At 53.3% G+C, this 15,153-nt stretch carries 13 protein-coding genes and 1 tRNA gene; all 14 read left to right on the top strand.

The annotated features are described in order from the left end of the window. The first annotated feature begins 497 nt into the window (after positions 1-497). The 14 genes from H7U06_RS14660 (at position 498) to H7U06_RS14725 (ending at position 15,128) form a co-directional block, all read left to right on the top strand. Positions 498-573, top strand: a tRNA-Thr gene (locus H7U06_RS14660). Positions 574-1,072: 499 nt separating this feature from the next. After that, positions 1,073-1,783, top strand: a complete 711-nt coding sequence (locus H7U06_RS14665; RefSeq protein WP_175626880.1) for a TerC family protein — start codon at positions 1,073-1,075, stop codon at positions 1,781-1,783. Between the two features lie 51 nt (positions 1,784-1,834). Then, positions 1,835-2,338 (top strand): universal stress protein, encoded by a 504-nt coding sequence (locus H7U06_RS14670; protein WP_175626881.1) that lies wholly within the window; start codon positions 1,835-1,837, stop codon positions 2,336-2,338. Between the two features lie 578 nt (positions 2,339-2,916). Continuing rightward, on the top strand, positions 2,917-3,537 hold the full coding sequence (locus H7U06_RS14675; protein ID WP_175626882.1) for an energy transducer TonB: 621 nt from the start codon (positions 2,917-2,919) through the stop codon (positions 3,535-3,537). 96 nt (positions 3,538-3,633) lie between these two features. Then, the gene (locus H7U06_RS14680; RefSeq protein WP_175626883.1) at positions 3,634-4,473 is read left to right on the top strand and encodes a MotA/TolQ/ExbB proton channel family protein; all 840 of its coding nucleotides are present in this window, start codon (positions 3,634-3,636) and stop codon (positions 4,471-4,473) included. A 3-nt stretch (positions 4,474-4,476) separates the two neighbouring features. Then, on the top strand, positions 4,477-4,905 hold the full coding sequence (locus tag H7U06_RS14685) for a biopolymer transporter ExbD (RefSeq protein WP_124574720.1): 429 nt from the start codon (positions 4,477-4,479) through the stop codon (positions 4,903-4,905). A gap of 20 nt (positions 4,906-4,925) precedes the next feature. Next, positions 4,926-5,357: a biopolymer transporter ExbD gene (locus tag H7U06_RS14690; protein WP_124574719.1), complete on the top strand. Its 432-nt coding sequence runs from the start codon at positions 4,926-4,928 to the stop codon at positions 5,355-5,357. Between the two features lie 36 nt (positions 5,358-5,393). Continuing rightward, positions 5,394-5,870, top strand: a complete 477-nt coding sequence (locus tag H7U06_RS14695) for a GAF domain-containing protein (protein ID WP_175626884.1) — start codon at positions 5,394-5,396, stop codon at positions 5,868-5,870. Between the two features lie 140 nt (positions 5,871-6,010). Further along, the gene (locus tag H7U06_RS14700) at positions 6,011-7,024 is read left to right on the top strand and encodes an aldo/keto reductase (protein WP_175626885.1); all 1,014 of its coding nucleotides are present in this window, start codon (positions 6,011-6,013) and stop codon (positions 7,022-7,024) included. A 347-nt stretch (positions 7,025-7,371) separates the two neighbouring features. Then, positions 7,372-8,754, top strand: a complete 1,383-nt coding sequence (locus tag H7U06_RS14705; RefSeq protein WP_175626886.1) for an LLM class flavin-dependent oxidoreductase — start codon at positions 7,372-7,374, stop codon at positions 8,752-8,754. Positions 8,755-8,810: 56 nt separating this feature from the next. Next, on the top strand, positions 8,811-10,127 hold the full coding sequence (locus tag H7U06_RS14710) for an SfnB family sulfur acquisition oxidoreductase (protein WP_175626887.1): 1,317 nt from the start codon (positions 8,811-8,813) through the stop codon (positions 10,125-10,127). 65 nt (positions 10,128-10,192) lie between these two features. Further along, the gene (locus H7U06_RS14715) at positions 10,193-11,206 is read left to right on the top strand and encodes an aldo/keto reductase (protein ID WP_175626888.1); all 1,014 of its coding nucleotides are present in this window, start codon (positions 10,193-10,195) and stop codon (positions 11,204-11,206) included. A 104-nt stretch (positions 11,207-11,310) separates the two neighbouring features. Further along, positions 11,311-13,293: an ABC transporter ATP-binding protein gene (locus H7U06_RS14720; protein WP_175626889.1), complete on the top strand. Its 1,983-nt coding sequence runs from the start codon at positions 11,311-11,313 to the stop codon at positions 13,291-13,293. Next, positions 13,290-15,128 carry an ABC transporter ATP-binding protein gene (locus tag H7U06_RS14725; protein WP_175626890.1) on the top strand — a complete coding sequence of 613 codons (1,839 nt, stop codon included), beginning with the start codon at positions 13,290-13,292 and terminating at the stop codon, positions 15,126-15,128. The genes H7U06_RS14720 and H7U06_RS14725 overlap by 4 nt, the downstream gene beginning before the upstream one ends. The last annotated feature ends 25 nt before the right edge of the window (positions 15,129-15,153 follow it).

Raw genomic sequence — 15,153 nt, forward strand, 5'->3', positions numbered from 1 at the left:
AAACGACTTTGCGCCGATGATAGTGCTGCAACCAGTGTGAAAGTAGGTCATCGTCAGGCTTTTATTTAGAAAACCCTTCAGTAGAAATACTGGAGGGTTTTTGCTTTGCGCGGACGCTTTGTATAAATCCGTGATTCCTGGCTTTATGCCCTTCAAAATTGTTTGATCAACTCAATCAGCTTCAATTTCCAGGCCAATTCCAGCGTAGGATCCTGCGTTAATTCGTAAATACGTATTTGATATTGCCTGATTTGCTGACGGAGCAATGCAGGTAACGCTTTTGTCGCAGCTCCTATCAACAGCAACCTAGTCCATTACGCGCGGGGATCTTAAGAGACGAGACGCCTGGTGCTAAACAGAAGTAGGCGTACTCGCGACTGCTTTTAATCCGCGCTCTCTAAGTGCTGAAAACTTAAGCAGAGAAGCTTTTGAATCGGCCAAGAAAGCATGTTTTACGCAACAGTTAGAATCTATTTTTTGATAGAATAGTCGGCTTCGCTGATGTAGCTCAGTTGGTAGAGCAACTGATTCGTAATCAGTAGGTCGGGTGTTCGATTCGCCTCATCAGCACCAGTAATTTTAAAAGGGTTAGCGTAAAGCTAGCCCTTTTTCATTTCTGCTTCCGCATCGTCAGCAGTTTGCCGTTTCAACCTTCTCAAGTCCGGTTCGGCACACGATTCTTCAGGCTAAAACAGCCCGATTTCACTCGAATTTTCCTCATGAAATCACCTGAAAACAGGCAAACCGCGATGGAATTGGTGCAAAAAGTCAAAAATAAGTCCATATATTCAACCTCTTAGACAAATCTCAGGTTTTCGTTAGATTGAGTTTAACAAAATCTTCATATTTCCATTGACAGTGCCTATCCGCTGGCCTATGTTGAAGCTAAGTAGTCGCCCTTAAAGGGGAGTAGCTTTACTGCAGAAGCCGTCATTACGGGATTTCCCCGGCCTGCAGGCAACGGCAACGTTGTAGCGAGACCTTTACCGATAGCAGGTAAAGGTTTTTTTTCGCGCAAATCTTTTCTGCATGCCGGCGGGCGAAAGTGGTCGGTTGCTTGCGAGGAGGAGACATGGATATGTTCTCGGCGGAATTCTTCTCGGCTTTGCTCGCGATCATCATCATCGATTTAGTACTGGCTGGTGATAACGCAATAGTGATAGCCCTGGTTGCGCGCAAGTTGCCGCACCATTTGCAACGCATCACCATCATCGGCGGTACGGTAGGTGCGGTCGCAGTGCGGATAGCCATGACAGTCGCGATAGTCTGGCTGCTGAATGTGCCCGGTCTGTTGTTGATAGGTGGTTTGCTACTGGTCTGGATCGCTTACAAATTGTTGGCACCGATCCAGGCGGAAAAGAAACATGGTGAGTTGTCTGGTTCGCGTGTCGGTTTGTGGGCTGCGATCCGCACCATCATCGTGGCAGATGCAGTGATGGGTATGGATAACGTACTCGGCGTAGCTGGTGCAGCACATGGTGATTTCCTGCTGGTGGTGCTGGGGCTGCTGATCAGTGTGCCGATTATGGTGTTGGGTAGCACGCTGATTTTGAAATGGGTCGAACGCTATCCGGTCATCATTTATATAGGTGCTGGCGTGCTGGCGTGGACCGCGGCAACGATGATTTCGAATGAAGCGGTCGTGCAGGAATATTTGCTGGAGAACAGAGTAGTGGAATGGTTGCTGTATGGCCTGATTGTAGGCGGGGTCGTACTGAGTGGTTTGCTGAGGAATGCGCCTATCAAATCAACACGCGGGGAGGCAACACCAAGACATCCATAAGAACACAGTTCACATCAACCGTTAACGTTTATACATTGCGAGGAAAGTATCATGCTAAACATTCTCATACCCGTAGATGGTTCGCGGAATGCACTGCGTGCAGTGGAATACGTTATTCAATATCGTGCCATGCATGACGAATTGATCAACGTGAAACTGGCGAATGTCCAACCGCGTCTGTCGAGATACATCACACGTTTTGTACCATCTGGTAACGTGCGTTTGCTGCAAGAAGAGCGTGCCGAACAAGCATTGCAAGGCGCTGTTGATATGCTGAGCAAAGCAGGTGTCGAGCACTCGGTTCATATCCGCAAAGGTGATGCCGCTGAAGGCATAGTCGCTTGTGCACAGGAAACTGCAGCACAAAAAATCGTGATGGGCACTACACGTAAGAATGCGTTGTCGCGTTTCTTCGAAGGTTCGGTCGTCAACAAAGTGATGGCAATGACTGAACTGCCTGTCGAAGTGATTGCGAAAGAAAACGGTAGTAAGCTGGAACGCTTCGGCATACCAGTCGGTGTTGGCCTGGCATTCTTATGGTTAGCCATCGAATGAGGGAAGCGTTCCCGAACTCAATCAATCTCAAGTTGTACCCAAGCCGGCGTTAATGCCGGCTTTTTTTATGCGCAAATTTATCTGCATTAGCTTATTCCATTTCTGAATGCGCTTGCGTTGCCTGCATGCAGTGTGACAAGCCCGCATACATTATTCCCGCCGCAAAGCAAGATACAGCAACGATCTTGCGCCTTCCATCGAATCAGATCGGGCATATCTCTCGTCTCATATCTATACGCATTTACTGTTGCGCCAATTTCAGAAAGTGGAATTTAGATATGAGGGAAAGCGGATATAGAAGTGAAATTTTGTTGGTATTGAATCGGAAAACACGATGCTATTCTGGCCTCGCTGGGGAAACGGCAGCGTCTGCTTTTATCAGAGCAAGATGACGATCACGGTGTCCAAACTCCATGCCACAGCATACCAGTCCAGGTCATGAGCAGAGTTCGAGGCGCTGGCAGGTAGATGGATGACACGAGATGCGTGCCTACATCCCCAAATATTCATCGTAGAAATTTCGGTAATGAAAATAGCGCGCTGAACGAACAATTGTTCGCAGCGTATGGAGAAATAAAATGGATTTCGCCTTAGACAGACAACAGCAGTACTCGAACAAATCTATCGCCAGTATAGGCGTGACCGTCTTGCTGCATTTGCTGATCGGTTATGCGCTGGTGACTGGCCTCGCACGCGATGTCATCAATGTCATCAGCAAGCCGATAGAGACCCGCATCATCGAAGAGGTAAAGCTGCCGCCGCCACCGCCGCAAGTCAAAACACCGCCGCCGCCAAAATTCGTCAAACCACCTCCAGCATATGTGCCACCGCCTGAAGTACAGGTAAATGTACAGCCGCAGCCTAATGTGATTGCAACTGTCAGCAGCGCGCCGCCTGAGCCATACGTTCCTCCTGCGCCAACTCCTGCAGTAGCAAAAGTTGGTCTGGCTTGCCCGGACTCTACCCGTATCCGTCAATCGTTGGAATATCCGCGTCAGGCATTGCAAAACAATATCTCCGGCAATGTGCTGGTGCAGTTTGTAGTCGGTACCAATGGCCAGTCGCGTGATTTCAGTCTGATTCGTTCTGCTCATCCATTGCTGAACCGTGCCGCGCTTGATGCCGCACAACGTTTCAACTGCGTGGGCCAGGGGCGCGAAGTTGTAGTGCAAGTACCTTTCGAATTCAAAGTGGAGTAGCAGGCGATCACCGACAGTTGAGTGCGTCATCCATCTTCAACTGCTTCCAAGCTTTATCTTCAGCTTTGTGCTGTGTAATTTTTAATTGGAGAAATCATGTTTAGCCGTAATCGTTTATCCGCAGTTGCCGTCTTCCTGGCAATTTTCTTTAGTGCCCCTGTTTACTCCGCTGGCAATACAGCGGCACCTGCCGTCGCTGCGGCGCCAGCCATCGTTGCCGCACAGGCCGCATCCGGCAGTGCAGCAGCGCAAGCCGGTGAGCATGGCAAGGAAGTGAATCCATACGGCATCTCCGCGTTGTGGAATGGCAGTGATTTCGTCGCCAAAGGTACCTTGCTGATCCTCTTGTTGTTCTCGGTCGGCAGCTGGTACATCATCGTCGCCAAGCTGCTGGCACAACGCAAGTTGCACAAGCAGGCGCGTGATACCGAACGCACCTTCTGGGATGCCGGTACGGTACGTCAAGGCCTGGATACTTTGGAAAGCGGCACGCCTTTCCATTTCATCGGTACCCTGGCATTGAAGGCAACCGAACATCACAGTGGCTTGCTGGCACATGTGGATTTCAACACCTGGGTAGTGCAGTCCTTGCACAGCTCGGTCGATACCGTGAAGAACCGTCTGCAGGACGGCCTGGCTTTCCTCGCGACGGTAGGCTCCACTGCGCCGTTCGTCGGTTTGTTCGGTACGGTCTGGGGTATTTATCACGCGTTGACAGCAATCGGTCTGTCCGGCCAGGCATCGATCGATAAAGTAGCGGGCCCGGTAGGTGAAGCGTTGATCATGACCGCGATCGGTCTGGCAGTGGCGGTGCCGGCAGTGCTGGGCTACAACCTGCTGGTACGTCGTAACAAAGCCGCGCTGGAAAAAGTGCAAGACTTCAGCTCCACCCTGCACGCTGTACTGCTCAGCTCCGCGCCATCCAAAGCGAGCTAAATCATGGCGCTTACTTTTGGCAATGGCGGGGAAGAAGATAGCGTGGTGTCAGAGATCAACACCACGCCGCTGGTCGACGTGATGCTGGTGCTGCTGATTATCTTCCTGATTACGATCCCGGTCGTCACCAACACGATAGCAGTGAATCTGCCGCACGAAGAAAACCATGTGCGTGAAACCAAGCCGGAAAACATCAATCTGTCGGTTGATAAAAACGGCAAGATTTACTGGGATCAGGAATCGATAGCAGGTGCCGAAGCATTGACCACACGTCTCAAAACTGTCGCCGTGCAACAGCCGCAACCAGAGATCCAGATACGTGGCGATGGCGATGCGAAGTATGAAGCAATCGGTCGTGTGATCTTTGCCTGCCAGCGTGCCGGTATCGTCAAGATAGGCTTCATCACCGAGCCCGCGCCGCGCGGCGCATAAATTCAAGTAAAGGATAAATCATGGGCATGAGCGTAGGCTCAGGCAGTGGCTCCGGCGAACCGGAAGTCATGTCGGAAATGAATACCACGCCGCTGATCGACGTGATGCTGGTTTTGCTTATCATGCTGATCATCACGATCCCGATTCAGCTGCATAATGTAGAGCTCAATCTGCCAGCCGGTAATCCACCACCGCAAACGGTAATTCCGGAAGTGGTTCAGGTCGATATCAATGCGGCAGGAGTGGTAAGCTGGAACGGCGAAACCATCGCAGATCGTGAAGTGCTGGACAGCAAGTTGTCCGGTGCGGCAGCGCAAGATGTGCAACCGGAACTGCACCTGCGTGCAGATCGCAATGCGCCATACAAGGCGGTGGCAGCGGTATTGGCGTCGGCACAGCGATTGGGCGCGAACAAGCTGGGTCTGGTTGGCAACGAACAATTTGCCCAATAGACTCTGGAACTATCTTGGGAAGAAAGCACGATAACGATGGCTGAAGTACTGAGTTTCAACAAACAGGGTGGCAAGGCAGATATCTATGCGGAGTTATTACCGCAGATAGCAGCATTGCTGGCGGCGGAGTCTGACCTGATTGCTAACCAGGCCAATATCGCAGCCGTCCTGCATCAGGCCTTCGGCTTTCACTGGGTAGGCTTTTATCGTGTGCAAAAGGACGAGCTGGTGCTTGGACCTTTCCAGGGGCCACTTGCCTGCACCCGCATCGCCAAAGGCAAGGGCGTATGCGGCAGCGCCTGGCAGCAGTCGGCAACCATCGTGGTACCGGATGTAGATCAGTTCCCTGGCCACATCGCATGCAGTTCCTTGTCTCGTTCCGAAATCGTTGTTCCTTACTTCGACCGTAACGGCGAGGTCGCGGGCGTACTGGATGTAGATAGTGAATATCCGGATGCATTTTCCGCCCTCGACCAATTGTGGCTGGAGAAAATCGCCGCATTACTCATCTAGCTTTTACCTATAAACAAGGCGTGTAGTTTTTCATACGCGCCCACACCAATCATCGCATCCCGCAGTGCCTACCGGAGCGCATATATGCGCATCCGGCTACACCTTGCGCGCATGCTTTTACTTCAGAAAGATTTGTACTTATGGGACTGAAAGACTATCGTAACTTCGGACGCACAGGCGTCAAGATCTCACCACTGACTTTGGGCTGCATGATGTTCGGCAACAAGACCGAGCTGGATGACACGATACGCATTATTGATCGTGCGATTGATGCAGGCATCAACATCATCGATACCGCGAATGTCTATGCACGTGGTCGCAGTGAAGAGTTCACAGGTGAGGCACTGAAGCGCAATGGCAAGCGCAAGGATATCTTCCTTGCGTCCAAAGTCCATCTGCCCATGCATGACACCGACGGTAATCTGCGTGGCAGTTCGCGTCGCCATATCATCCAGCAAGTGGAAGACAGCCTGCGTCGCCTGCAAACAGATTATCTCGATCTGTATCAGATACACAGACCGGAGCCGACCACCGCGATAGATGAAACGCTGCGTGCGCTGGACGACCTGGTGAAGTCGGGTAAGGTGCGCTATATCGGTTCGACGACATTCGCGGGCTGGCAGGTAGTCGAAGCGCTGTGGGCCAGCAAGGAGTTGGGCCTGAATCGCTTCGTGTCGGAACAACCGCCGTACAATCTGCTGGATAGACGCATAGAACGCGAGCTACTACCTGTGGCGGAAACCTTTGGTTTAGCGGTGATCCCGTGGAGCCCGATCGGTGGCGGCCTGCTGTCCGGCAAGTATCGCAAGGGTCAGCCTTTGCCACTGGACTCGCGTTACACCAATCCCAACCCTATGCAGGCGCGTCGCTTTGTCGACCGGGTGTTTGATGTGATTGAACCCTTATCAGAATTGGCAGCAGAAAAAGGTTTGCCCTTGTCGCAACTGGCGTTGGCCTGGGTTGCGCAGCAGCGCGGCGTCACCAGCGCCATCACCGGTCCCCGCACACTGGAGCAACTGGAAGATGCATTGAAGGCGATAGAAGTGACGCTGACGCCGGAAGACCTGCAACGCATCGATGCCATCATTCCGCCGGGCACGCATGTCGGTCCGTTCTATGAAGCTAATTTCGGCGCGAGTGCTTATCGCTGGTAACGCTCAGTCAGTGCGGTGCATGCAGCCAGCCTGTATGCACCGACTGATACTCCCTTGTCCTATCCACATATAAAGCTAAGCATTGCACCAGAGGAGTTTGAACTCCGAACCTAAGCGGAATATTGAAATGAAATTTGCTTGGTTCTTTAGCGAGCAATGAATTGATATTGTTCTCTGGTCGGACTGCTTAAGCCTCGCTATCACCAGCGATCCCGCTGCGTGATCGACGACAGAATAACCATCCCAGAAGTCTCTGCCGGTTTGCCGTATGTATCACGGTGCGCCGCTGCTATGGCTTTTTCACGCGCTAACAATTGTTGTACCCATCAGAGAATCCGGAATCAAGTATGAGCAAGAAGATACGCCTGAATGCTTTCAATATGAATTGTGTAGGCCATATTCATCACGGCCTGTGGAAGCATCCACGCGATAACTCCAGCGACTACACCAAACCGGAGTACTGGACTGAGCTGGCCAAGCTGCTGGAGCGAGGTTTGTTCGATGGCGTCTTCCTGGCTGATATCGTCGGTGTCTACGACGTGCTGGGAGATGGCATAGAAGCGACCGCACGTGAAGCAGTGCAGCTACCGGTCAACGATCCGCTGTATGTCGTGCCGCTGATGGCGCAAGCGACCAAGCACCTGGGCTTTGGCGTGACTTGCAACCTTACGTATGAGCAGCCTTATCTGTTCGCGCGCCGTCTCGCCACGCTGGATCATTTGAGTAATGGCCGCGTTGGCTGGAACATCGTGACCGGTTACCTCGATAGTGCGGCCCGGGCGATGGGATTGAAACAACAGATAGATCATGACGATCGTTATGAACGTGGCGATGACTTCATGGAAGTGTTTTACAAACTGCTGGAAGGCAGCTGGGAAGATGACGCCGTCGTACGTGACAAGGGTCGTGGCATGTATGCCGATCCGAAGAAGATACATCGCATTCATCATGACGGTCCTTACTACAAGGTCGATGGTGTTTATAACCTGACCGAACCTTCGCTGCAGCGTACGCCGGTGCTGTACCAGGCGGGCGCCTCGCAACGCGGCAATGAATTTGCTGCCAAGCATGCCGAGTGCGTATTCACAGGTGCGCCGAATCGTGAACTGCTGGCTAAAGGCATTGCGAATATACGTCGCCTGGCAGTGGATGCCGGTCGTCAGCCGAATGACATCCTGGTCTTCTCCGGTCTCACCGTCGTGGTCGATAGCAATGAGAAAGCAGCACGTGAAAAGTATGAGGACTATAAACAATACGCCAGTGCGGAAGGCTCGCTCGCGCATATGGCCAGCGGCCAGAGTATAGACCTCGAAAAATTCGAACTGGACGAAGAGATCACGCCGGAGAAACTGGAAGCGCTGTATCCGGGACGCCTGAAGCGGGTAGGTAGTGCGCGTGGCCGCAACTTCCTGGAAGGAACAACTCGTCGCAAGCTGTTGCAAAGCCGCGGCTTCGGCGCGCAGAACTCGGCGATAGTCGGCACACCCTCGCAAGTCGCAGATGAAATTGCCAAGTACGTAGAAGAAACAGATGTCGACGGCTTCAACCTGACACGTACCGTCGCACCGGAAACCTATCGCGACTTCATCGACCTGGTCATCCCTGAATTGCAAAGCCGTGGCCTGTACAAGGAAGCATATGAAGAAGGCAGCCTGCGGCAGAAGCTGTTTGGCCGTGGTGCCAAGCTGCCGGATAGCCATACCGCTGCGCAGTACCGGACCTGGAAATAACAAGCAAACAAGCACGGGCGATTGAGCGCCATTCTTAGCACGACAAGGAGTATCGTATGAGTACATCAAATACATTGCAGTACACCGACCACGGCGTAGTCCATCTGATCCGCAGTGATGAAAAAGCGCTGGCGACAGCGCAGGTACTCGCGGATGAATTTGCGCAGGAAGCATCGGTGCGAGATCGTGAACGACGCCTGCCGTTTGCCGAGCTGAAGCAAATCACGCAAAGCGGCTTGTGGGGTATCACCGTGCCGAAAGAGTATGGCGGTGCCGGTGTGTCCTACGTCACGCTGGCGCAGATCTTCGCTATCTTCTCGAAGGCAGATGGCTCTATCGGACAGATCCCGCAGAACCACTACTTCGTGATCGAGTTGATACGTGAGCACGGTAGCGACGAACAAAAGAAATTCTTCTTTGAGCGCATACTGGCCGGGGATCACTTCGGTAACGCGCTGGTAGAACTGAATGTGAAGAAGCCCGAAGACCGCAAGGTCAGCCTGTTTGCAGATGGCGACGAACACTATCGCGCGACCGTGCGTAAATACTATGCAACCGGTTCGCTGTATGCCGACTGGATACCGACCGCGTTGAATAGCGAAGACAAGGAAGAGCATCACCTCGCTTTCTTCTCGCGTCACGCAGAAGGCCTGACGATTATTGATGACTGGGCCGGGCTAGGACAACGTACTACCGCCAGCGGTAGCGTGATCCTGGACAACGCACGGATAGCGAAGAATCTGGTCGTGTCGCACCGTGAGAAGAAAGAACACGTCTCACCGGTCGGCCCTACCGGACAGATCATGCATGCAGCCATCGATACCGGCATTGCACGCGCAGCATTCGAAGCAACGATCGCATTTATCCGCGGGCGTAATCCTAAGAAAGCGGATGCAGCGCCGGATGCAGCATGGGAAGAAGATCAATTAACCATCCGTGAGATCGGTGACTTGTCGGTCGCCTTGCATGGCGCGGAAGCCTTGCTCGAACGCGCAGGCAGGATTATTGATCATGCGTATGTAACTGGTTTGCAGGCGGACTGGACCAAGGCATCTATTGCTGTGTCCGAAGTGCGTGCGGCCAGTACCCATGCAGCATTGCTGATTACGAATAAACTGTTTGAATTCTCTGGCACGCAAGCGACCGCCAGCAAGCACAATCTGGATCGCTACTGGCGCGACGCACGTACGCATACCTTGCACGATCCGGTGCGCTGGCGTTTGTACGATGTAGGCAACTATTATCTGAACGACAAAGTGCCGCTGCGCCGACGTTTTAACCAGATAGAGAAAAAGGCGGAAGAGCAAGCAGCAAATGCCGTCGCTGATGCGAATGTGGTGGCAGCGAAGAATGAAGCACTGGCCAGCGCCTGATGGTTGAGCAAGACATCAGGTGCTGGTTCTTACCAACCTGATGGAAATAAATAAAGAGGTGTGAGATGCAATACGAAAATTTAGGAAAAAGCGGTTTGAAAGTATCGCGTCTGTGTCTGGGCACCATGATGTTTGGCGGTGCCAGTGACGAACAAACTTCGCATCAGATTATTCAACATGCGCATGAGCACGGTATCAATTTCATCGATACCGCAGATATCTACACCGGTGGCGAATCGGAGCGTGTAGTCGGCAGGGGTATCGCCGCACAACGCGATAAGTGGGTGTTGGCAACCAAGGTCGGAAATGGTTCCGATAAATGGCCGAATGAAAAAGGCTTGTCGCGTCGCCGCATCATCCAGGCAGTAGAGCAAAGCCTGCAGCGCCTGGGTACTGACTATATCGATATCTACTACCTGCACCGACCTGACCCGGCCACGCCTTTGCACGAAACTGTACGCGCACTCGGTGACCTGATTGCACAGGGCAAGATACGTTACTTCGGCTTATCCAACTTCAGTGCGTGGCAGCTGGCTGAAGTCGTACATCTGAGCAAGGAGCTGGGCGTAGCGCCGCCTATCGTCTCGCAACCGTATTACAACGCTGCGAATCGCATGCCGGAAGTAGAGCATCTGCCTGCCTGCAATTTCCACGGCCTGGGCGTGGTGTCATATAGCCCGCTGGCACGCGGTGTACTGACCGGTAAATACCTGCCAGGCAATGAGCCGGATCAAAACAGTCGGGTCGGGCGTGGTGATAAACGTGCACTGCAAACCGAGTGGCGTCCGGAATCCATCGCACTGGCGCAAGCATTGCATGAGCATGCGCAAGCACATGGCACGACCAACGTTGCACTGGCATTGGCATGGGTACTCAATAATCGTCTGGTGACATCTGTCATCGGCGGCCCACGCACTTTTGAGCAGTGGCAAGCCTACCTGGATGCCTTGAACTATCGCTACACGGCGGAAGACGAAGCCTTGTTTGATCGCCTGGTGCCACCTGGCCACCCGAGCACACCCGGCTACACCGACCCGGAGTATCCGGTCATCGGTCGCGTTCCGCGCAATGCGCTTTGATCTTTCCTGAAGCGGAAGTATCAGCAGAATTCGCGGCAGGCTTGCATAGCAGTAGTACCAGGCAGTTAATTTTTTAGTCACACTATTTTGTGGATAGCCGTTCTATGAGTATTTCCTCCGCTCCTTCTGCTGACGACAGTGACGCTCCATCTGTCGCCCAGCCAGCAAATACTGCAACAAACAAGGCAAAGAAACCGCGACCTAAAGCCTTGCCGCATCACTCGGAAGAGATTGATGTGCAGGCCATGCCGCAAGTACTGGGCCGCTTGACCAGGTTGGCGGTACGTTACCCGTGGCATTGCACCTTCGCCATCCTGGCGGCGCTGGGTGCAGCCGTTTTCAACTTGCTGATGCCGCTGCTGCTTGGACATGCGGTGGATCAGGCCGGTCACTTGCTGGTAAATGCCCAGCTGGGTGCAGATGTCGTGCGCAAGGCCTTGCTGGTCACTGGCAGCCTGATCGTACTGGTCTGTGCCGTGCGCGGCATACTGACCGGATTGCAGGGTTATCTGGGTGAGACGCTGGCGCAAAAAGTTGGTTACGACTTGCGCATGGCTTTCTATGAAAAGCTGCAACGACTCAGCTTCAGCTATCACGACAAGATACACACCGGCGATCTGATCGCACGTGGCATGCTGGATCTGGAAGGCGTGCGTGCTTTCCTGGAATTCGGTGTGTTGCGTGTGATTACCCTGAGCTTGCTGCTGGGTGTAGGCTCATGGCGCTTGCTGAGCATAGATGTCACGCTGGGTTTGCTGGCATTAAGCTTTGTGCCGTTCGTCGCGTGGAATGCAGCGCGTACCGGCCTGCGTTTGCGTGTGAGCTGGCAGCGCTTGCAAAAGATGATGTCAGAGATGACGCTCAACATGGAAGAGAACCTGCAAGGTGTACGTGTGGTACGTGCATTCACTTCACGCCTGCATGAGATGGCCAAGTTCGACAAGATCTCCGACGTTGCACTGCGTTTGTCGAATCAACGCATCACCGAACGCATGGGCAATATGAGTGCGATGGTGCTGGCTTACTACACGTCTATGGCATTGGTGCTATGGGTAGGCGGCCAGCGTGTTGCCAGTGGTGCATTGACGGTGGGCTCGCTGACTGAATTCCTGACCTTCATCACCATCCTGCAGCAACCGTTGCGCCAGATCGGCATGATCGTCAATGCCAGTGCCCGTGCGACAGGTTCCGGTGCACGCCTGTTCGAAGTACTGGATACCGACCCGGAAATCAAGGATGCATCGCAAGCGCATGAATTACAGCTCGATCAAGGTTTGTTGCGCTTTGACTCGGTCAGCTTTGCATACGGACATGGACCGAATGACAGGACGATACTGCACGACATCAGCTTCGAAGTGAAGAAAGGTGAAGTACTGGGCATAGTGGGTGCGCCGGGCAGCGGCAAGTCGACCCTGGCGCATTTGATCCCGCGTTTCTATGAAGTGAGCTCGGGCCGCATCTCCATCGATGGTCAGGACTTGCGCTCACTCAAGCTTGCTTCACTGCGCAGTGCAGTCAGCCTGGTGCAACAGGAAAATTTCCTCTTCGATACTTCGGTACATAACAACGTTGCTTACTCCGAGCCACAAGCCGGTGAAGAGCGCGTGATTGCCGCGGCATCGGTAGCGCAGATACATGAGCATGTAGAGCAGCTGCCCAAGGGCTACACCACGCGTGTCGGTGAACGTGGCGTGGCTTTATCTGGCGGGCAGCGTCAGCGCATGACCATCGCGCGTGGCTTGCTGGATCAGCCTGCCATCCTGGTACTGGATGATTCGACCGCAGCGATAGATCCGGCAACCGAGCAACGCGTACGCACTGCCCTGCAATCGTCGTTGAAGAATACGGCGACCATCATCATTGCGCACAGATTGAGTTCACTCAAGCACGCCAACCAGATCATCGTGCTGGATGAAGGTCGCATCGTGGAGCGTGGCACGCATGCTGAGCTGGCTGTCGCAGGCGGACGTTATGCCGAATTGTGGAATCTGCAGAATCGCGGTGCACAGAACGACGCAGATGCATCTGCAAATACATCCGTGTCTGGCGAGATTAAAAACAATAGCAATGTGGAGTTTGCATCTTGAGTACAACGCAGGCCAAGAAAGCCATAGATCTGAATGCAGAAGTACGTGGTGAAGATATCTTTGCACGCTACGACAGTCGCGTCGTCAGCAGGTTGTGGGCTTATATACGTCCGCATCGCTGGGCACTGGTGGCGGTAGTTGTTACCGTTGCCTTGTTCACCATCGTGCAAGTATTGATCCCGGTGACGGTGCGTTACGCGGTGGATAGCGCAGTCGGGAATGCGCAATTTGCGTTCAACACTATCCTGGCGGTATTCGTTTCGCTGATTATCCTGAACGCGGTATCCAATTTTTTCCAGGAATGGGTAGCAGCGCGTCTGGCGCAAAGAGTGATCTTTGATTTGCGTCGCGCCATGTTCAATCACTTGCAACATGTGTCCTTATCCATACTTGACCAGACTCAGGTAGGGCGCCTGATGGCGCGCCTGCAGGGTGACGTCAACTCCTTGCAGGAGTTTATGGAGACATCGGTATCCGCAGTCGGTGATTTCTTCCTGCTGATAGGTATCGTCGCCGTCTTGTTGCTGATGGACGTCAAATTGGGTTTGCTGACTTTGTGCGTGCTGCCTATGATGTTCCTGGTGCGCAAGATATGGCTGCCATGGGCGCGCAAGGCATTTACGCGTGCACGTGAGGCCTCATCCAGTGTGAACGCTGCGCTGGCAGAAAACATCAACGGCATACGTACGGTGCAGGAGAACCGTCGCGAGATCGTCAACTTCGAACGCTACGATGTACGTGCGATAGAAAATTTGCAGGCGCAAATCGGTTCGTCGCGGGCATCGCAAGTCATGATGCCGACGGTAGATACATTGACTGGACTGGCAATGGCTATCGTCGTAGTGGTCGGTGGTTCATCCGTCGTATCGGGACAACTCGATGTCGGCGTCATGGTTGCCTTCATTTTTTGTGTACAACGCTTCTTTGATCCTATCCGCACGCTGACGATGCAATACACGGTGATGCAACGTGCGATGGCATCCGGCCAGCGTATCTTTGAAGTGCTGGATGTAGAAGTGACGCTAAGCGACAAGAAGGACGCGCAGGTCCTGCCGGATGTGCCGCCAGCGATCGAGTTCAATCACGTGACTTTCGGCTATCGCCCGAATCAGCCTGTACTGCATGATCTCAACCTGCATATCCAGCCCTACCAGACAGTGGCATTGGTCGGCCCTACAGGTTCCGGAAAGACCAGTATCGCGGCCCTGATACATCGTTTCTACGATGTGTGGGATGGTGAAGTCAAAGTTGGCGGACAGGATGTGCGTGACCTGACATTGGACTCGCTGGGGCAGTGCGTAGGCATGGTGTTGCAGGAGCCTTTCCTCTTCAGCGGAACCATCGCGGACAATATGCGCTACGGTTTGCAATGGGCGACGCGGGCGCAGGTGATAGAAGCGGCAAAAGCCGTACGTGCACATGATTTCATCATGCGCCTGCCGGATGGTTACGACACCATGCTGGGCCAGCGCGGCCGCAATCTCTCTATCGGGCAACGCCAGTTGCTCAGCTTCGCACGAGCCTTGTTGGCGAAACCAAAAATCCTGATCCTGGATGAAGCGACCGCGAACATAGATAGCTTCACTGAACTGGAAATTCAACGTGCCTTGAATGTACTACGCAAGGGACGTACCACCATCATCATTGCGCACCGCCTGGCGACGATACGTGATGCAGATGTGATTGTGGTGCTGCAGAAAGGTCGCATCGTCGAAAAAGGTTCACACGATGAATTGCTGCTGAACAAAGGCTTGTACGCGAAGCTACATGCCAGCAGCAATGAGTCGTTTGACGACTTTGTTGAGGCTGAAGGTGAGCGGGTGCCGAATAGTTGAAGTGTGACGAATAAAGATGCGCCGG

Source organism: Herminiimonas sp. Marseille-P9896 (genome assembly GCF_903993245.1).
In the GTDB taxonomy this organism is placed as follows: domain Bacteria; phylum Pseudomonadota; class Gammaproteobacteria; order Burkholderiales; family Burkholderiaceae_D; genus Oxalicibacterium; species Oxalicibacterium contaminans.